This window comes from Azohydromonas aeria (assembly GCF_009760915.1).
GTDB classification, from domain to species: Bacteria; Pseudomonadota; Gammaproteobacteria; order Burkholderiales; family Burkholderiaceae_C; genus Azohydromonas; species Azohydromonas aeria.
Window position 1 is genome coordinate 15,052 of sequence record NZ_VIDQ01000047.1, and the last position, 17,962, is coordinate 33,013.

Consider the following 17,962-nt stretch of genomic DNA (forward strand, 5'->3'; position numbering starts at 1 on the left):
GGCCACAGGCCCCGGCCCGGCGCGCGGGCCTTTCCGGCTCTCAGGGCCCGCCCCATTTCCCCATGACCCTGCTGTCCCTCCTGCTGCGCCTGGGCGCGCTGGCCGCCGCACTGCTCGGCGCCGCGCCGCTGTGGGCCTCCACCGCCTACGAAGCCGCGCTGCCCGAGGGCATCCACGGCCCAAAGCTGTGCGACTTCGCGCCCTGCGCCGAGGTCTTTCCCGGCGCGACCTCGTTTTCCGAGCGCAAGGGCCAGCCGCCCTACGTCGAGGCCTACGCCGACGACAAGGGCAAGCCCAAGCTGCTGGGCTACGTGATGCTGTCCACCGACATCACCGACACGCCCGCCTACTCGGGCAAGCCGGTGGTCACGCTCATCGGCATGGACGTGAAGGGCCGCTTCACCGGCGTGAAGGTGCTCAAGCACTCCGAGCCCATCCTGCTGCTGGGCATCCCCGAATCCGCGCTGACGAAGTTCAACGACCAGTACCTCGGGAAATTCGTCGGCGACAACATCGAAGTCGGCCGCTCGCGCCCCGATGAGGACGTGATCGGACTGGACGCCATCTCCGGCGCCACCGTCACCGTGATCGCGCAGAACCAGGTCATGATGACCTCGGGCGCCGCGGTGGCGCGCCAGACCGGCATCCTGGCGCCGACGGTGCGCCCGCCGGCGAAGTTCACCGACACCGGCCGCACCTCCGACTGGGCCGCGCTTGCGGCCAGCGGCGCGGTGCAACGCCTGGTGGTCAGCCCGGAACAGGTCGGGCTGGAGAAGAACGGCAACGCACCGTTCATCGAGCTGTGGTTCGGGCTGCTCAATGCGCCCGACGTGGGCCGCTCGCTGCTGGGCAACGCGGGCTGGCAGCGGCTGATGGAGCAGCTCCGGCCGGGCGAGCAGGCGCTCTTCGTCATCCGCAGCGGCGGCGTCGAGTCCTTCAAGGGCTCGGGCTTCGTGCGCGGCGGCATCTACGACCGCGTGCTGGTGCGCCAGGGCCTGGACACCTTCACCTTCCGCGACCTGGACTACCTGCCCCTGTACGGCCTGGCCGCCGCCGGCGCGCCGCGCTACGACGAGTCGGCACTGTTCATCGTGCGCTCGCCGGCGTTCTCGGCGGCGTACCCGTGGAAACTCGGTTTCCTGGGCAACCGCGTGGACCGCGCCACCGGCACGCGCAGCTTCGCCAACTTCGAGGCGCCCTACTGGCTGCCGGCCTCGGCCCTGCAAGGCGGCCGCCCGGTGGTCGAGGAGCCCGCCGCGCCGTGGATGCGGGTGTGGAAGGCGCGCGCGGTGGAGATCGGCCTGTTCGCCGCCTTCCTGCTGGCCGTGGCCGCGGTGTACTCGCAGCGCGACCGGCTCACGCGCCGCGCCACGCACAGGAACAAGTGGCCGGTCAACGTCTTCAAATACCCGGCCTGGGCCATCAGCATCGGCCTTGTGGGCTTCGGCGCGATGGCGCAGCCCTCGGTGACGCAGGTGCTCACGCTGCTGCACTCGCTGGCCGATTGGCGCTGGTCGCTGTTCCTGAGCGACCCGTTCATCTTCCTGTTCTGGATCTTCATCGCCGCCACCGTGCTGCTGTGGGGCCGGGGCCTGTTCTGCGGCTGGCTGTGCCCCTTCGGCTCCTTGTCGGAGGCGCTGTTCAAGCTGGGCCAGGCGCTGGGCCTCAAGCGCTTCCAGCGCAAGCTGCCGAAGCGGCTGCACGACAGGCTGAAGTGGCTGAAGTACGGCGTGTTCGCCGGGCTGCTCGCCGTGTCGCTGTTCTCGATGGGCCTGGCCGAGAAGCTGGCCGAGGTGGAGCCGTTCAAAACCACCTTCCTGGTCGGCTGGTTCCAGCGCAGCTGGCCGTACACGCTGTTCGCCGCGGGGCTGTTGGGGTTGTCGATCTTCATCGAGCGCCCGTTCTGCAAGTACCTGTGCCCGCTGGGCGCATCGCTGGCGCTCCCCACCACGTGGCGGCTGTTCGGGCTGCGCCGCAAGCCCGAGTGCACCAGTTGCAAAGCCTGCGCCGTGGGCTGCGGTGCGCAGGCGATCGACGCGCAAGGCCGCATCGACCAGCGCGAATGCCTGCTGTGCCTGGACTGCATGGTGCTCTACACCGACACCCACGGCTGCCCGCCGCTGGCCAAGGAGCGAAAGCGCCGCGAGCGCGAGGGCCTGCCACTGACGCCGATCGGCCGCGACGGCCGTTTCATTCCGATCGTCCCGGTGCCGGTGCAGCCGCAACGGCCCACGACCCCGGTGGAGACCCAGGCATGAAGGCGCCCGCCCTGCGCCGCCTGCCGGCGCTGCTGGCCCTGCTGCTGCCGCTGGCGCTGCAGGCCGCGACCTGGACAGTGCGTCCGGGCGAGGCCATCCAGCCCGTGATCGACCGCGCCGCCGCCGGCGACGTGGTGCAGGTCGAGCGTGGCCGATACGCCGGCAACCTGCTCATCGACAAGCCGCTGACGCTGCGTGGGCTGCGCCGCCCCACGCTCAGCGGCGGCATGCAGGGCGACACCATCCGCGTCACCGCGCCGGACGTGACCATCGAAGGCCTGATCGTGCGCGACTCCGGCGACAGCCTGCTCAAGCAGAACGCGGGCATCTATATCACTCCGGGCTCGCACCGGGCGGCGGTGCTGCGCTGCGACCTGGTCTACAACTTGTTCGGGCTGTGGATCCAGAAGGCCGACGACGTGCGCGTCGAGCACAACCTGATCGTGGGCAAGCGCGAGTACGGCTCGGCGCAGCGCGGCAACGGCGTGCAGCTCTACGACACCAAGGGCGCGCGCATCATCGGCAACCACATCAGCTTCGTGCGCGACGCGCTGTACGTGGACGTCTCGCACCACGCCGTGTTCCGCGGCAACCGGCTGCACCACAGCCGCTACGGCACGCACTACATGAACTCCTACCACAACCTGTGGGAGGACAACGACAGCTACCGCAACCGCGGCGGCCTGGCGCTGATGGAGGTGCGCGACCAAGTCGTGCGCAACAACCGCGCCTGGGGCAATTCCGACCACGGGATCATGCTGCGCACGCTGCAGGACTCCGTGATCGAGAACAACGTGGTCGCCGGCAACGCGCGCGGCTTCTTCATCTACGACGTGGAGTACGCCCAACTCAAGGGCAACCTGGTGGTCAACAACCAGGTCGGCGTACACCTCTCGGCCGGCTCCACCCGCAACCAGGTCGAGGGCAACGACTTCGTCGCCAACCGCGAGCAGGTGCGCTACGTCGGCGCCAGGGACGAGACCTGGGGCGCCGGGAGCGGCAATTACTGGAGCAACTACCTGGGTTGGGACCGCGACGGCAACGGCCACGGCGACGTGCGCTACGAGGCCAACGACCTGGTGGACCGCCTGGTGTGGCGGCACCCCGCGGCGCGGCTGCTGCTGGCCAGCCCCGCGGTGCAGGCGCTGCGCCTGGTGAGCCAGCAGTTCCCGCTGCTGCGCGCGCCCGGCGTGGTGGACCCCAAGCCGCGCATGCGAGCGTCGCACCCGAACTGGAATGAATGGAATGCAAAGCCCTCTCCCTCTTCCACTGAGCCTTGAGCCCATGGCGTCCTTCGCACCCGGCCATGCCGCGCGCGGCGCCGACACGCTGCCTGACGGCGATGCTGCGATTCCGGCCGGCGACTGCGCCGTCACGCTGCGCAACGTCGTGAAACAGTACGGCGCGCTGCGCGCCGTGGACGGCGTGAGCCTGGACGTGCGCCGCGGCGAGCTGTTCGGCCTGATCGGCCACAACGGCGCGGGCAAGAGCACGCTGTTCAAGATGATGCTGGGGCTCATCGTGCCGAGCGCGGGCGAGATCCGCATCCAGGGCGCGCCGGTGTCCGGGCGCGACTTCCGCGCCGTGCGCCGCGGCATCGGCTACCTGCCCGAGAACGTGGTGCTCTACGACAACCTCAGCGGCCTGGAGACGCTGCGCTTCATGGCCCGGCTCAAGGGCGCGCCGCAGAGCGAATGCGCCCCGGTGCTGGAGCGCGTGGGCTTGGCCCACGCCGGGCAGCGCGCGGTGCGCGAGTACAGCAAGGGCATGCGCCAGCGCCTGGGCTTCGCGCAGGCGCTGCTCGGGCGGCCGCAGGTGCTGTTCCTGGACGAGCCCACCACCGGCCTGGATCCGGAGGCGATCCGCGACTTCCACGCCACGTTGCGCGAGCTGCGCGCCGAAGGGGTGACGATGATCATCACCTCGCACATCCTGGCCGAACTGCAGGAGCGCGTGGACCGGCTCGCCATCCTGGCCGCCGGCCGCGTGCGCGCCCAGGGCAGCGTGAGCGCGCTGCGCTCGTCCCTGGCGCTGCCGCTGAGGCTGGAGCTCAGCGTCACCGAATCGGGCCTTGCCGCGGTGCGCGTGGCGCTGGCCGGGCTGGGCATCGAGGACATGCGCTGGACCGGGCTGCAGGCGCAATTCCGTTGCCCGCGCGACCGCAAGATGGCCGTGCTGGCGGCGCTGTCCGGCCTGGGCGGCGCGGTGCTGGACGTGCAGTTGCACGAGCCCTCGCTCGAAGACGTGTTCTTCGGCCTGGCGCATTGAGGGGAGCAAATAGCCATGGCACTCAGTTTCGAGATCGGGCAGGTGCTGACCATCGCCCACAAGGAGCTGCGCGACCGGCTGCGCAACCGCTGGGTGCTGGCGGTGGCGCTGGTGTTCACGGTGTTCGCGCTCGTCATCGCCTACTTCGGCGGCGCGCAGCAGGGCGCGGTGGGGCTGCGCTCAATCGAGTTCACCATCACCAGCTTGGTCAGCCTAGTGATCTATTTGATCCCGTTGATCGCGCTGCTGCTGGGCTTCGACGCCATCGTGGGCGAGCGCGAGCGCGGCTCGCTGGACCTGCTGTTGGCGCTGCCCATCACGCGGCTGGAGCTGCTGCTGGGCAAGTACCTGGGGCTGGCAGCGGCGCTGACGTTGTCCACGGTCGTGGGCTTCGGGCTGGTGGCACTGCTGCTGGGCTCGCAGGTGGGTACGGCAGCGCTGGCGCCTTACCTCAACTTCATGGGCAGCTCGGTGCTGCTGGGCCTGGTGTTTCTGAGCCTGGCGGTGATGCTGTCGGTGCTCGCCGGCGACCGCACCCGGGCCTCGGGCCTGGCCATCGCGCTGTGGTTCTTCTTCGTGCTGGTCTTCGACCTGCTGCTGCTGGGGCTGCTGGTGGTCACTGGCGGCGAGAGCGGCGGCGACTGGTTCGCACTGGCGCTGCTGCTCAACCCCGCGGACGTGTTCCGCATCCTCAATGTGTTTTCCCTCGACGACGTACGCACGCTCTACGGCCTGACCAGCATCGTCCCGCAGGCGCTGGCCAAGCCCTGGCTGATGGCGCTGGTGATGCTGGGCTGGATTGCCGCGCCGCTGTCGATTGCCACCTGGAGATTCCGTCCATGAACCCTCGTCGCCGAACTCTTCTGCTTGCCGCCTGCGCGGCGCCCGCCGTCGCCCTGTGGGGCTGCAAGGACGATGCCGCCGCCGTGAAGGCGGTGGAGATCGACCCGGCCACCACCTGCGACTTCGACGGCATGCTGCTGGCCGACTACGCCGGCCCCAAGGCACAGGTCTTCTACAAGGATGCGGCTGCACCGGTGTTCTTCTGCGACACCGTCGAGATGTTCTCCGCCCTGCTCAAACCCGAGCAGGTGCGCGGCGTGCGCGCGGTGCTGGTGCAGGACATGGCCAAGGCCGACTGGGAGCAGCCGCGCGGCCATTGGTTCGATGCCAGGAGCGGCTTCTACGTGGCGGGCAGCAAGCGCCACGGCTCGATGGGGCCGACCTTTGCCAGCTTCGCTGCTGAAGGCGACGCCCACAAGTTCGCCGCCGAGTTCGGCGGCAAGGTCTACAAGTTTGCCGAGGTCAAGCCGGAGATGGCCGACCTGGGCGGCGGGTCGTCGCACGACAAGCACATGTAAGCCCGCGCGCCGCGGCCCGGCTGGAAGAAAAAGGGCGGCAGCTTGCGCTGCGCGGACCGGGAAATACGGCATGGAGGGGAGGAGTAGTCGTCCCGGCCTGCGGTCCGCCCTGAAAGGGGTTCGGTGTCGGCGCGCATCGTGCACAAGCACCGTTGCTCGAATGTTGCTCGCTCAGAAATTAGGCGAGGCTTGGGCGGCCGTAGCGCAGCCCCCAGCCCAGCGCCACGGCGGCCCAGGCGGCCGCGGCCAGCGGCAACAGCCAGGGCGACAGCGCCGGCCACAGCGCCGCGCCCACGCGCGCCAGCACTGCGAATTGCAGTGCCTGGAACAGCGCCCACAGCGGCCCATCGGCCACCACGGCGCGGCCCGAATGGCCGCACACCACGCGAGCGGCCATGGCCAGAAGCAGCGAGCCCAGGAAGCCTAGGGCGTAGGCGTGCAGTGCCGCCGCGGGCTGCGACGCGGCCGCCAGCAGCAACGCAACGCCTAGCCACGCGAATCCGCGGTGCAGCATGGCCAGCAGGCGCTGGCGCAGGCTCTGCATCTGGCTCCAGCGCCAAGCCAGCGCCAGCACACCCAGGCCGGCCGCGCCCTGCCCGGCCGCGCGCAGCGCCTGGGCCAGCGGCGGCCAGGGCGCGGCGGCCAGCATCGTGGCGCCCTCCACCAGGCCCTGGGCGGCCAGCACGCCCGCCATGGCCCATAGCAGCCAGCTCGGCCAGCGCGCATCCAGCCGCGGCGCGGCGTTGCCGAAGAAGGGAATCATGCGGTGCAGCACCGCGGCGTAGACCACGCCGATGCCGCCCCACAGCGCCACGCGCGCCAGAGCCAGCGAGTACGTCCATGCCTGGGCCACCAGCGCGGCCACCGTGGCATGGAGCAGCAACGCCAGCAGCATGCAGGCCGCGAGCGCCACGCGGGCGTGGAGCCGGTCCTCTACGGTGGAGGCGCGCAGCAGCCGCCAAAAGCGCAGCACCAGGTGGTTCCAGCCTGCGGCCACCAGCGCCAGGCCCATGCCGGCCAGCAATGGACCTTGCCGGCCGCCACCGGTGAGCGCCAGGGCGAGGACCAGCCAGCCCGCCAGTTGCGCGCCGATGGCAGGCAGCAGCTCGCGTGCCGACACGGCCGGACGCTGCAGCCAGCGCGGGCCGGCGGTGAACAGGAAGCCGGCCATGAAGAGCGGCATGAAGCCCCAGGTCAGGGCCAGCGCGTGCGCCACCGGCGCCGGCACGGCGTCGGGTCCGAACTGCAGCCCCAGCAGCCGACACGCCCACCACAGCGCGGTGGCAGCGAGCATCAGGCCGCCGGCAGCGAAGCCCAGGCGGTGCGGCGCGTCGAGCAGCCGGCGCGGATGCCAGCCGGAGTCAGCTTTGGAGGGGGTCACGGCAGTCACTGCGCGAGGCTGGCAGCTTGCCGGAGTCGGGGTTTTGCGCCGCGTCAGCCGGCGTGCCGGCCAGCGCTGAAGGCACCCGGGCCACGGCGACTTCGTCCCACGACCTGGTCACGGCGGCCTTTTCCGGGTCTGGGTGGACCGGCATGGGTCGGCGCCTTGCTGCACTGCTGCAATCGCAGGCGTTGGGGAAGCGCCGTCGGCGCGGGCGCCCTGCAATTGCGCAAGGAGAGACCAGGCATGCAGGGCTGGGCTGATTTCGACGGGTTCACATCCACCATGCGCCGGGCATCACGTCCTACGCACGCCACCATGCCGCCGCGCGGCTGGCGCAGGGCTTCACGCTGGACCAGGTCGCGTCGGAGTACCGGGCCATGCGGGCCACCGTGCTGCGCCACTGGATGGCCAGTGGCAAGCCTGCGCCGTCCGACCTGCACGATCTCGTGCGTTTCGGCGAGTCGATCGCCGAGGGCCTGACCGAGTCGCTGGCCTGGTACGGCGACCGGATCGCGCATGCGCGCGAGCTGTTTCCCGGGCGTGCTCAGCCACGACCTGCGCACCCCGCTGGGCGCCATCCTGATGGCCGCCGAGCTGCTGTTCCGCGACGAAAGCCTGAGCGCTCAATCGACGAAGGCGGCCGTGCGCATCTTCAACAGCGGCACCCGCGTGCGCAACATGATCACGGACCGCTGGACTTCACGCGCACGCGGCTGGGCGACCGGCTGCCCGTCGAGAAGTCCTGGTGCAGGCTGGGGCCCGTGTTCCACCAGACGGTGGAGGAGCTCGTCTCGCCGCATCCCGAGCGGCGCATCCACTACGACTGCCAGGGCGACCTCTCGGGCCACTGGGACGCGAGCCGGCCGCAGCAGATGCTTTCCAACCTGGTGGGCAACGCCATCCAGCATGGCCTGCCCGGCACGGCGGTGACGGTGCTGGCGCGCGGCGAAGACGAGCAGGTGGTTGTGACCGTCCACAACGAGCGACCGCCGATCGCGCCCGAGATGATCGACAGGATCCTCGACCCGCTGATGCGCGGCGTGGTCCAGGAAGCCGAACGCAGGAACCGCCAGGCCAGCCTGGGACTGACCCAGGCACACGACGGCGACAGCGCGGTGACCTCGTCCCAGGAAGCCGGCACGACCTTCACGGCCACGCTGCCCCGGGCGGGCCGGTAAGGCTTGCGACGGAATCTGGTAAGCCGCGCGATCCAAAGCCCTTGGTTGATACTTTCAAGCGGTCGGCGTTTTCAAGAGAGCTGTCCTGTTGTGGGCAGTCTTGAACCGACGTTTTCGTGTTCTGACGATCGCAATCCCGCGTCAAGGCGAGAGTAGCGATAAAGCACTGGCGCGTTGCGGTTGACGGCGTGCCTTGCCCAGCAGGCCAGCAGTTGCTGTGAGTGAATCTGACCGGTTGGCAATGACCACTTTGGCAACCGGCCGAACGGCATGCCGCTGCGCCGACACGGACTATGTCGTACGGCGGCACAGCAGGCAGACAATCTCGGCTCCCGGTGCCGGGCCAACGTTGCTGGGCAACTCACGTACGACAGCTGGGTCGGCTGGCGCTAGGACTATTGGGACGTGGCGACAACAACGGGTGGTATCACGGCTGACATGGCCAGCACGCGCATTTTGACTTGCGCGTAGAGACGATCAAATTGGTCCGGATCGAAGTCGGCGTGGTACTGCTTCCTCACGCCCTCCTCGGAAAGGAGCAGATGCTCTGTGGGGTGCACGTCGCGCTGGGCCAAGCAGGCCCGGGCGCATGCCAGCACGCATCCGTCGATGGCCAGGATGGACCGCCCACTGGCGGCTGCCTCCTGCGCTCGCCGCACCAGGCTGGGTACATTGCCGCCCACGCCAGCAATGCACGACATCTGCGCCACGCCCTCCCGGTCCAGGCGTAGCGCAAGGTCATTGGCAAACTGTGCAGCGCTGGAGCACCCGGAGCAGCTGTAGACGAGAGGTATCGGATCCGGGTTGCGTGCAGCAGGCATGGACGGCGCAGTCAGAACTGGTCGGGGTGTGGACGGTCGCGCTCATCCTTGCCAGCAGTTGCCGTCATGGTTTTGAGCTGCGTCAGCTACCCATGCGCTTGCAGTCAACCGCAGATGGCTTTGCAGCCTTCGCGCCGAGCTTGCCGTTGGGCACTGGTTACTACGGACAGGCGGCTCAACGCCAATGAATCTGGATTCCCAATTGCCGTGCCTCGTCGAGCAGGCGTGGCGGAGGCAGCGGTGCCATGCGCGGTTCGGGTGCCAGCCAGCGGCGTCGCTGCAGCGTCCATTGCTGAAGACCCGCATCGCGTACTGTCCGTGCCAGCTCCATCAGGTCCGAGTCGTCGAGCAACTCCGAATCGAAAGTCGTGCGGACTTCGACCTCCACGCCGCTGCCCGCCACGAGCGCGAGCGCCTCGAGCCCGGCCTTGGCACTGCCCGGCACGCCGGTGACGCGGTCGTGGGCCGCTTCACCGGCCTTGAGATCCAGGCCGATCCAGTCCACCTGGGGCAGCACCGAGACCAGTCGTCGGGTATGGACGCCCGCCGTATGCAAACCCACCTGGAATCCCAGGGCCCGTACCTGCGCGATGGCATCGGGCAGGCCCGGGTCGATGGTCGGCTCCCCACCACTGAACACGACGCCATCGAGCAGGCCCCGGCGGTGTGCCAGGAAGGTCAGGATATCGCTCCAGTGCGGTGCGCCGTGCGGACGCTGCCGCGGCTGCAAGCCGGGGTTGTGGCAATAGCCGCATCGCCACGGGCAGCCCTGCACGAACACCACCGCGCACAGCTTGCCCGGCCAGTCGGTCGTGGAGAACGGCTCGAAGCCGCCGACCTGAAGCACTTCAGGCACCGGAGTGCGTTGCCGTGCGCGCCTGGGGCGGCTCGGCGAAGTAGAGGCGTTCGTTGAACTCGCCTCGCTTGCCGATGTTGAACGACGCCACGGGGCGGTGATAGCCCATGACGCGGGTCCAGACCTCGCAGCGCTGGCGCTCGTGCTCGGCGAGTTGAGGATGGGCCGCGGTCGGCAGGTGGTGGCTCATGGAGGCTCCTTTTCAGCGTTGTGAAGAATTCAGGCGGTCAGGCGGCTTCGGTAGCCGCGGCTTGGGCCTTGCGCGCGAGAGCCTGCTCGTCGCATTTCGGGCAGTAGGCATGCTCGCCGGCCAGGTAGCCGTGGGTCGGGCAGATTGAGAAGGTCGGCGTGATGGTGATGTAGGGCAGCCGAAAGCGCGTGAGTGCTCGACGTACCAGCTCGCGGCATGCGACGGCGGAGGAGACACGTTCGCCCAAGTACAGGTGAAGCACGGTGCCGCCCGTGTACTTGCGCTGCAGCGGCTCCTGGCGCTGCAGGGCTTCAAACGGATCGCTTGTGAAGCCCACGGGCAGCTGCGAAGAGTTGGTGTAATACGGTTGCTCGGCCGTGCCCGCTTGCAGGATGCCGGGCAGGCGCTTTCGGTCTTCCTTGGCGAATCGGTAGGTGGTGCCCTCGGCCGGCGTGGCCTCCAGGTTGTAGAGATGGCCGGTTTGCTCCTGCAGCTGCACGATGCGCCCGCGGATATGGTCGAGGTAGCGCACGGCGAACTCCTCGCCCCATGGCGTGGTGATGTCCTCGGCGTCCGCCGTGAAGTTGCGGATCATCTCGTTGAGGCCGTTGACCCCCAGCGTCGAAAAATGGTTGCGCAGCGTACCGAGGTAGCGCCTGGTGTAGGGAAACAGGCCGTTGTCGATGAGGCCCTGGATGACCTTGCGCTTGATCTCCAGGCTCTCACGCGCCAGCTCGATGAGCTCGTCGGTGCGCTGCAGCAGTGCCGGCTCGTCGCCCGCGTACAGGTAGCCCAGCCGCGCACAGTTGAGCGTGACCACGCCAAGCGAGCCGGTCTGCTCGGCGGAGCCGAACAGGCCGTTGCCGCGCTTGAGCAGCTCGCGCAGGTCCAGCTGAAGGCGGCAGCACATGGAGCGCACCATGTGCGGCTCGAGGTCGGAATTGAGGAAGTTCTGGAAGTAAGGCAGCCCGTACTTCGCGGTCATCTCGAACAGCGCCAGCGTGTTGGGATGGTCCCAATCGAAGTCGCGGGTGATGTTGTAGGTCGGAATGGGAAACGTGAACGCCCTGCCCCTGGCGTCGCCCTGCATCATCACGTCGATGTAGGCGCGGTTGATCATGTCCATCTCGTGCTGCAGCTCGCCGTAGCAGAACGGCTGCTCCTGGCCGCCGATCACCGGCACCTGCTCGCGCAGATCCTGCGGGCAGGTCCAGTCGAAGGTGAGGTTGGTGAAGGGCGTCTGCGTGCCCCAGCGCGAGGGCACGTTGAGGTTGTAGATCAGCTCCTGCATGCACTGGCGCACCTGCTCGTAGGACAGGGCATCCTTGCGCACGTAGGGTGCCAGGTAGGTGTCAAAGGAGCTGAACGCCTGGGCACCGGCCCACTCGTTTTGCAGCGTGCCCAGGAAGTTGACAATCTGGCCCACGGCACTGGAGAGATGGCGCGGCGGTCCGGCCTCGACCTTGCCCGGCACGCCATTGAGGCCTTCGTGCAGCAGCGTGCGCAGCGACCAGCCGGCGCAGTAGCCCGAGAGCATGTCCAGGTCATGGATGTGCAGGTCCGCCTCCCGATGGGCCAGACCTATCGCAGGCGGGTACACATGGTTGAGCCAGTAGTTGGCGATGACCTTGCCCGAGACGTTGAGGATCAGCCCGCCCAGCGAGTACCCCTGGTTGGCATTGGCCTGCACCCGCCAGTCCTGCCTGGCCAGGTACTCGTTGACCGAGCGCTCGACGTCGATGGCGGTAGCACGGTCCTGCCGCAGCGCGCGGTGCTGCTCCCGGTAGACGATGTAGGCACGGCTGGTGGCGAAGTGGCCGCGTTCATTGAGGACGCGCTCGACCTGGTCCTGGATGTACTCGATGCTCGCCACGCGCCTTGCAAGCCGCTCGACGACCACCCGGGCCAACTCCTGGGCATGCACGGCGTCGTACTCGCCACTGGCTGCTCCGGCACATGCCAGCGCGTGCTCGATCTTCGAGGCGTCAAAGGCGACGAGTCGCCCCTCGCGCTTGACGACCGCGACGGGAGCGCAGGCGCCGCTGTCTTCCTGAGGCAATGGGGCGATGGAGTCAATCGTAATGATGCGCTAGATGTGTGGTCTTTAGGTGGCTTCAAACACTACCTATAATGTCGGCGCGATTCCGCCGACCGAAGATTGACCAGGGTCAGACATTGGCAACCCTGCAGGCCCGCAGCCTTCGCGCCGGGATGCATCAAGGCTCCAGGCGAGGCGTCGGGGCACACCAGCAATGTGGCAAGACGCCGGCGCGACTGGCCGGCACTCCAGCGAACGGCAGTCACAGCCCCGCTGTTGTCCCTAATGGTTGCAGCCTCAATTGACTACTGCGGCCCGGCATCAAACAACGGCCGGGCGCCATGACCGGCCTGACGCGCCCTCCAAGCCACGGATCGTTCCTTCACGAACAGCCAGGAGCGGCGTCACGATCGGCAGCTTCGCGCTTGCCTGGACGACGCAGCGCCGGCGCATGTGAACCGGCCCCTGCTCAACGCCGTGCCCGTACCAGCGCTGGCCGGCCGAGCCAGTTGCCGTAGCGCAGCCACCAGCCCAGCGCCATCCCGGCCCAGGCCAGTGCCGCCAGGACCCCGTTCCAGTACGCGCTGGTGGGCCACAGCGCCGCAGACAGGCGCAGCAACACTGCAGCCTGCAGCAGCCAGTGCAGCAGCCACAGGAAGTCGTCGGCCACTACCGTGCGGCCCGTCTGGCCGCAGGCAATGCGCGAGGCCATGGCCAGCAGCGAGGTGCCCAGGAAACCCAGTACGTAGGCGTGCAGCGCGGCGGCGTGCTGCTCCAGCGCCAACAGCAGCAGCGCCGCGCCCAGCCATGCAAAACCGCGGTGCAGCATGGCTGGCAGGCGCTGGCGCGCACCCTGCAGGCGGCTCCAGCGCCAGGCGAGCACCAGGCCCAAGACCCCCAGTGCGCCGTGTCCCAGCCGCAGCGCCAGACGCAGGCCCCCCTCGGGCGGCCCGATCAGCAGCAGCGCGGGCCGCAGCATCGCCTGCAACGCCATCACGCCCACCAGCGTCCACAACAGCCACTGCGGCCAGCGCGACTCCAGCCATTCGGCACCGCTGCCGAAGAAGGGAATCATGCGGTGCAGTGCCGCGGCGTAGGCCACGCCCATGCAGCCCCACAGCGCGCCTTGCACCAGTGCGCGCACCAGGTTCCAGGCCTGAGCGGCCACGGCGGCGACGGTGGCGTCGAGCAGCAGCGTGCCACACAGGCAGGCCGCCAGCAGCAGCCGCGCATGGGTGCGGTTCGCCTGCGTGCTGCGGCGCACGAGCCGCAGATAGCGCCACACCAGGCTGTTCCAACCGGCGGCCACGCACGCCAGTCCCATCGCAGCCAGCAGCGGTGCCCGAGCGGCATCGCCAGCCAGTGCCAGCACGAACACGCACCAGCCCGCAAGCTGGGCCCCGATGGCCGGCAACAGGCTGCGCGCTGCCACCGGCGCGCAGCCCAGCCAGCGCGGTACCGCGGTGAAGAGGAATCCGGCGATGAACAGCGGCAGGAAGCCCCAGGTCATCAGCAGGCCGTGCACGACCAACGTGGGCAGGCCCGAAACACGGGCCGGCCACAGCATTGTCCAGGCCCACCAGAGCGCGATGGCGGCCAGCATCAGCGCGCCGGTACCGAAACCCAGGCGCACCGGAGAAACCAGCAGACATTGCATGGACCAGCGCGGCCCGGCATCGGGAGATGGAGAAATCGTCGGTGTGTGCACCGCGCGAGGCTCGCAGCCAAGATGTCGGGACGGGTTGCGCTGGGTCAGTGCCGGCCGATGGACGGCGTACACACCACCCCCAGCGCCCCACCGCTGAGGCCAGCGAACCTTCCGACTTGGAAAAACACCCAGCAACCAAGGGGCTTTTCCATCTCCAGGTCATTGACCGAGCGCGTCTTGAACTGCTTCAAGGACGGCATCCATGCCGCTGCTACGATGCGCTCCGTCGTCAACGTCTGCGGCTTGGAGGGCAACCCCGGTTGAGCTCGTGCCAGGCGCGACGGCAATGTCCTCCTTCTTGGGCGTCCACCCTTCGCCCCGGATGTTTCCCAGGCCGGCCTTGTGCCGGCCTTTTTTCCAGGACGGCCGGGACTGCTTCCGAGCCAAACGCCCAGGCTTGGCGAGATGCTCCCCCCGCACCGTCGTCCACTGCTGGGACGCCCTTCGTTGCAAGAGATCGACTGCCACGGGGCCACGGCGCCGTCGCCACACTGGCCGCCGGGCGTACCCCGTGACGTGACACCACCGGCCACGCACTTGTTTTGCAATGCCGAGGCCGCAGCGCGCCGCCATCCGCACAAGCCTTTCATGGTGTGCGGCCAGCAGTCGCTGACTTTCTTGCAGTTTTGCGAACAGGCCCAAGCCATCGCGGCGTGGCTGCAGCATGCCGCCGGCGTCAAGTGCGGCGACCGCGTCCTGCTGGCACTGCACAGCGGACCGCACTGGGCGCTGGCCTGCTACGCCATCTTGAGAGCCGATGCTGTCATGGTGCCGCTGCATCCGCGTGCCAGCGAACAGGAACTGCACGATCGTTGCGTGGACAGCGGCGCGATGGTGGCCTTCGTGTCACCGGGTTGCCGAGCATGGAGCCCGGCACTGGCGCACGTCATCGTCGCGCCCCCAGGCGACGACTCGCCGGGCTCAGCGGCAGAGCCCGCGCAACGTGGAGCCGTCCACGGCGTGACCTGGGACATCCCTGTCGCGGCGGGCCTGGCGCCGCTGCCAATGCGCTGTGGTCCGGACGATCCCGCAGTCATGCCCTATACGTCGGGCAGCACAGGACAGGCCAAGGGCTGCGTGCATACCCACCGCAGCGTCATGAGCGCGCTGGTGGCCGGCGCCGCCTGGTTCTCGTGCGGGTCCGACGCCGTGTTCCTGGCCACGCTGCCCTTCTTCCACGTCACGGGCTTCACGGGCAGCCTGAACATTCCGCTGTTCGTTGGCGCCACCGTGGTCGTGCTGACGCGCTGGAGCCGCGCTGCGGCGGCCGAACTGATGCAGCGCCACCGGGTGACGCACTGGCACTGCATCACGTCCATGGTGGTGGACTTGCTGGCATACCCGCGGCTGTCACAGTTCGACTTGCGCAGCCTGCGAAGCATCCGCGGCGGTGGCGCGGCGATGCCGCAGGCTGTTGCGCAGCGGCTCAAGGCGCGCACGGGACTGGACTACATCGAAGGCTACGGCCTTTCCGAGACGATGGCCGCCACGCACCTGAACCCACCGCACCGCCCCAAGCCCCAGTGCCTGGGACTGCCACTGTTCGGGGTCGACGCACGCATCATCGATCCGCACACGCTGCGCGAGCTGCCGCGCGGCGCCAGCGGCGAGATCGTGATCCACGCGCCGCAGCTCCTGCGCGGCTACTGGCGCCAGCCGCAAGCCGATGCCGCGGCCTTACTGCACATCGAGGGCAAGCGCTTCCTGCGCACCGGCGACCTGGGCCGCGTGGACGAGGAAGGCTACTTCTTCATGACTGACCGGCTCAAGCGCATGATCAACCATGGCGGCCTGAAGGTCTGGCCGGCCGAGGTCGAGGCGCTGCTGTACCGCCATCCCGCGGTGCAGGAGACCTGCGTGGTGGCCACGCCGCACGCGCGCCGTGGCGAGACGGTCAAGGCCCTGGTGGTGCGCCGCGCCGACTTTGCCGACGTGGACGGGCGAGCGCTGATGCACTGGACGCGCCAGCACCTGGCCGCCTACAAGTGCCCGCGTGTCGTGGAGTTCGTGGCCTCGTTGCCGCGCTCGGACTCGGGCAAGCTGCTGTGGCGCGCACTGCAGGAGCGCGAGTTCCTGCGCGCCGGACCAGACCGGGGCAGCGCATGACCCCCTGGAAACCCCCGTGCTGAAACGAGCCTGCAGCCGCCGCAGTTTCACGACTGTCCTGGCCGCCATGACGCTGCCCCGTGCGGTGCATGCGCAGGCCTGGCCGCAGCGGCCGCTGACCCTGATCGTGCCCTACCCGCCCGGCGGCTTCACCGACGTGACGGCCCGGCTGGTGGCGCAACACTTGGCGCCGCTACTGGGCCAGCCCGTCGTCGTCGACAACCGGCCCGGCGCCAACGGCACCCTGGGCGTGGCCGCGCTGGCCAGGGCAGCGCCCGACGGCTGCACGCTGGCCATGGTCATTGCCGCCCATGCGGCCAATCCGTTCCTCTACACCAGGCTGCCCTACGACCCGGTGCGCGACATCGCGGCGGTGTCGCTGGTGGGCACCGCGCCGCTGCTGGCTGCCGTGCCGGCCGCAGCGCCTTTCGCCGACATCAGGGAACTCGTCACGCATGCGCGTCGCCATCCCGGACGCGTCACGTTCGGCTCCAGCGGTATCGGCTCCGCGGCCCATCTGACCACGGAACTGCTCGCGTCGGTGGCGCAGGTGGAGTTGACGCACGTGCCGTACCGAGGCGCTGCGCCAGCGCTGGCCGACCTCGTGGCGGGCCGCATCGACTTGCTGCTGGATGCGCCACCGGCTCTCATCCAGGCGCAGCGCATGGCGAAGCTGCGCATCATCGCCACGGCGTCGGAGCAGCGGCTCGCGCAGTGGCCCGAAGTCCCGACCATCACCGAGCAGGGGTTCGATTCGGTCGTGGGCAGCACCTGGGCGGGCATCGTGACCCGCGGTGGAACGCCTCGCGCCGTGATCGACCGGGTGGCGCAGGAGGTGCAGCGCCTGGCGCAACGCAACGACTTCAAGCAGCGCCTGGAAGCCCTGGGCCTGCTGGTCGTCGGCAGCACGCCGCAGGCCTTCGAAGAGTTCATCGCGGCGGAGGCCGCGAAGTGGAGGCGTGTGATCGAGCAAGCCCACATTTCGCTGGGCTGAACAGCGCCCGCCGTGGCCGCAAACCGCACTTGATGTTCGTCAAGCGCCGTGCAGCCTTGGAAACCCACAATCGGCTGGCCACGATTTGGGAGGTACCCGCCATGGACTTGCGCCAGTTCGACATGCCCCGCTACCTGTCGGTGCTGCCGCTGTTCGCGGCGCTGCAGCCGGCCGAGCTGTTGCGCCTGGCGCAGGGCTGCATGCTGCAGCGCTACGCGCGTGGCGAGGCCGTGTACCGCACGGGCGAGCCCTGCGAGGCGTTCCACGTGGTGGTCACGGGGCAGGTGAAGCTGCATGCCATTGCACCGTCCGGGCAGGAGAAGGTGATCGAGCTCGTCGGCCCGGGCAACAGCTTCGGTGAGGCGCTGGTCTTCACCGACAAGCCCTGCGTGGTCAACGCCAGCGCGGTGACGGACTCGCTGCTGCTGGGCGTGCGCAAGGAGACGATGTTCGGCGAGATCGCACGCGAGCCGCGCTTTGCGCTGCGCATGCTCGCGGGCATGTCGCGGCGGCTGCACGGGCTGATCCACGATGTGGAGTCGTACTCTCTGCACAGCGGGCTGCAGCGCGTCATCGGCTACCTGCTGCGCGAGCAGTCGGGCAGCGATGGCGGCGAGGGTGTCTCCACCGTGTCGCTGCCGGTGAGCAAGGCCACCATCGCCTCGCGGCTGTCGATCACGCCGGAGTACTTCTCGCGCGTGCTGGGCGAGCTGGAGTCGGCGGAGCTGATCGAGGTGGACAAGCGCCACATCCGCATCCTGGATGCACAGCGCCTGGCGCGTCATCCGATGCAGTAGGGC

At 69.0% G+C, this 17,962-nt stretch carries 16 protein-coding genes and 2 pseudogenes; 11 read left to right on the plus strand and 7 right to left on the minus strand.

Annotated features, from left to right (window positions below; translation table 11 throughout):
• Positions 1–62 precede the first annotated feature (62 nt).
• The 5 genes from FJ694_RS23255 to FJ694_RS23275 are packed head-to-tail and all read left to right on the plus strand — an operon-like array spanning position 63 to position 5,887.
• Positions 63–2,258, plus strand: coding sequence for a NosR/NirI family protein (locus tag FJ694_RS23255; RefSeq protein ID WP_157269706.1), 2,196 nt, complete (start codon positions 63–65; stop codon positions 2,256–2,258).
• The gene (locus FJ694_RS23260) at positions 2,255–3,538 is read left to right on the plus strand and encodes a nitrous oxide reductase family maturation protein NosD (RefSeq protein ID WP_157269707.1); all 1,284 of its coding nucleotides are present in this window, start codon (positions 2,255–2,257) and stop codon (positions 3,536–3,538) included. The genes FJ694_RS23255 and FJ694_RS23260 overlap by 4 nt, the downstream gene beginning before the upstream one ends.
• A gap of 4 nt (positions 3,539–3,542) precedes the next feature.
• Positions 3,543–4,526, plus strand: a complete 984-nt coding sequence (locus FJ694_RS23265; protein ID WP_157269708.1) for an ABC transporter ATP-binding protein — start codon at positions 3,543–3,545, stop codon at positions 4,524–4,526.
• A 15-nt stretch (positions 4,527–4,541) separates the two neighbouring features.
• The gene (locus FJ694_RS23270) at positions 4,542–5,369 is read left to right on the plus strand and encodes an ABC transporter permease (RefSeq protein WP_157269709.1); all 828 of its coding nucleotides are present in this window, start codon (positions 4,542–4,544) and stop codon (positions 5,367–5,369) included.
• A complete protein-coding gene (locus FJ694_RS23275) occupies positions 5,366–5,887 on the plus strand; it encodes a nitrous oxide reductase accessory protein NosL (RefSeq protein WP_157269710.1) in 522 nt (173 codons plus the stop codon). Before FJ694_RS23270 ends, FJ694_RS23275 begins: the two co-directional genes overlap by 4 nt.
• 178 nt (positions 5,888–6,065) lie before the next feature.
• On the opposite strand, the gene FJ694_RS23280 is transcribed toward FJ694_RS23275, so the two are convergent.
• The gene (locus FJ694_RS23280) at positions 6,066–7,268 is read right to left on the minus strand and encodes an NnrS family protein (protein WP_157269711.1); all 1,203 of its coding nucleotides are present in this window, start codon (positions 7,266–7,268) and stop codon (positions 6,066–6,068) included.
• Between the two features lie 296 nt (positions 7,269–7,564).
• Between FJ694_RS23280 and FJ694_RS38110 the strand changes: the two are divergent.
• The 3 genes and pseudogenes from FJ694_RS38110 to FJ694_RS38020 all read left to right on the plus strand — a co-directional run.
• Positions 7,565–7,738, plus strand: a pseudogene (locus FJ694_RS38110) (RsbRD N-terminal domain-containing protein); the annotation flags it as partial.
• A 115-nt stretch (positions 7,739–7,853) separates the two neighbouring features.
• On the plus strand, positions 7,854–8,201 hold the full coding sequence (locus tag FJ694_RS38015; RefSeq protein WP_375140249.1) for a hypothetical protein: 348 nt from the start codon (positions 7,854–7,856) through the stop codon (positions 8,199–8,201).
• Positions 8,135–8,449: pseudogene (locus FJ694_RS38020) on the plus strand (ATP-binding protein); the annotation flags it as partial. The gene FJ694_RS38015 and the pseudogene FJ694_RS38020, both read left to right, overlap by 67 nt.
• A gap of 395 nt (positions 8,450–8,844) precedes the next feature.
• Here FJ694_RS38020 and FJ694_RS23295 read toward each other — a convergent pair.
• The 6 genes from FJ694_RS23295 to FJ694_RS23320 all read right to left on the minus strand — a co-directional run bounded on the left by FJ694_RS23295 (position 8,845) and on the right by FJ694_RS23320 (position 14,253).
• On the minus strand, positions 8,845–9,270 hold the full coding sequence (locus FJ694_RS23295; RefSeq protein ID WP_157269714.1) for a putative zinc-binding protein: 426 nt from the start codon (positions 9,268–9,270) through the stop codon (positions 8,845–8,847).
• A gap of 175 nt (positions 9,271–9,445) precedes the next feature.
• The gene (locus FJ694_RS23300; RefSeq protein WP_157269715.1) at positions 9,446–10,126 is read right to left on the minus strand and encodes an anaerobic ribonucleoside-triphosphate reductase activating protein; all 681 of its coding nucleotides are present in this window, start codon (positions 10,124–10,126) and stop codon (positions 9,446–9,448) included.
• A complete protein-coding gene (gene nrdD / locus FJ694_RS37650; protein WP_157269716.1) occupies positions 10,119–10,316 on the minus strand; it encodes an anaerobic ribonucleoside-triphosphate reductase in 198 nt (65 codons plus the stop codon). Before nrdD ends, FJ694_RS23300 begins: the two co-directional genes overlap by 8 nt.
• A 37-nt stretch (positions 10,317–10,353) precedes the next feature.
• On the minus strand, positions 10,354–12,375 hold the full coding sequence (locus FJ694_RS23310) for a ribonucleoside triphosphate reductase (RefSeq protein ID WP_157269717.1): 2,022 nt from the start codon (positions 12,373–12,375) through the stop codon (positions 10,354–10,356).
• A gap of 448 nt (positions 12,376–12,823) precedes the next feature.
• The gene (locus FJ694_RS23315; RefSeq protein ID WP_157269718.1) at positions 12,824–14,011 is read right to left on the minus strand and encodes an NnrS family protein; all 1,188 of its coding nucleotides are present in this window, start codon (positions 14,009–14,011) and stop codon (positions 12,824–12,826) included.
• Positions 14,012–14,106: 95 nt separating this feature from the next.
• Entirely contained in the window at positions 14,107–14,253 is a 147-nt protein-coding gene (locus FJ694_RS23320) for a hypothetical protein (RefSeq protein WP_157269719.1), read from the minus strand.
• A gap of 214 nt (positions 14,254–14,467) precedes the next feature.
• Between FJ694_RS23320 and FJ694_RS23325 the strand changes: the two genes are divergently transcribed.
• The 3 genes from FJ694_RS23325 (at position 14,468) to FJ694_RS23335 (ending at position 17,959) form a co-directional block, all read left to right on the plus strand.
• Positions 14,468–16,168 carry a long-chain-fatty-acid--CoA ligase gene (locus FJ694_RS23325; RefSeq protein WP_157269720.1) on the plus strand — a complete coding sequence of 567 codons (1,701 nt, stop codon included), beginning with the start codon at positions 14,468–14,470 and terminating at the stop codon, positions 16,166–16,168.
• Between the two features lie 16 nt (positions 16,169–16,184).
• Positions 16,185–17,162, plus strand: a complete 978-nt coding sequence (locus FJ694_RS23330; RefSeq protein WP_232540189.1) for a Bug family tripartite tricarboxylate transporter substrate binding protein — start codon at positions 16,185–16,187, stop codon at positions 17,160–17,162.
• A gap of 101 nt (positions 17,163–17,263) precedes the next feature.
• Positions 17,264–17,959, plus strand: coding sequence for a Crp/Fnr family transcriptional regulator (locus FJ694_RS23335; RefSeq protein ID WP_157269721.1), 696 nt, complete (start codon positions 17,264–17,266; stop codon positions 17,957–17,959).
• Positions 17,960–17,962: the final 3 nt, after the last annotated feature.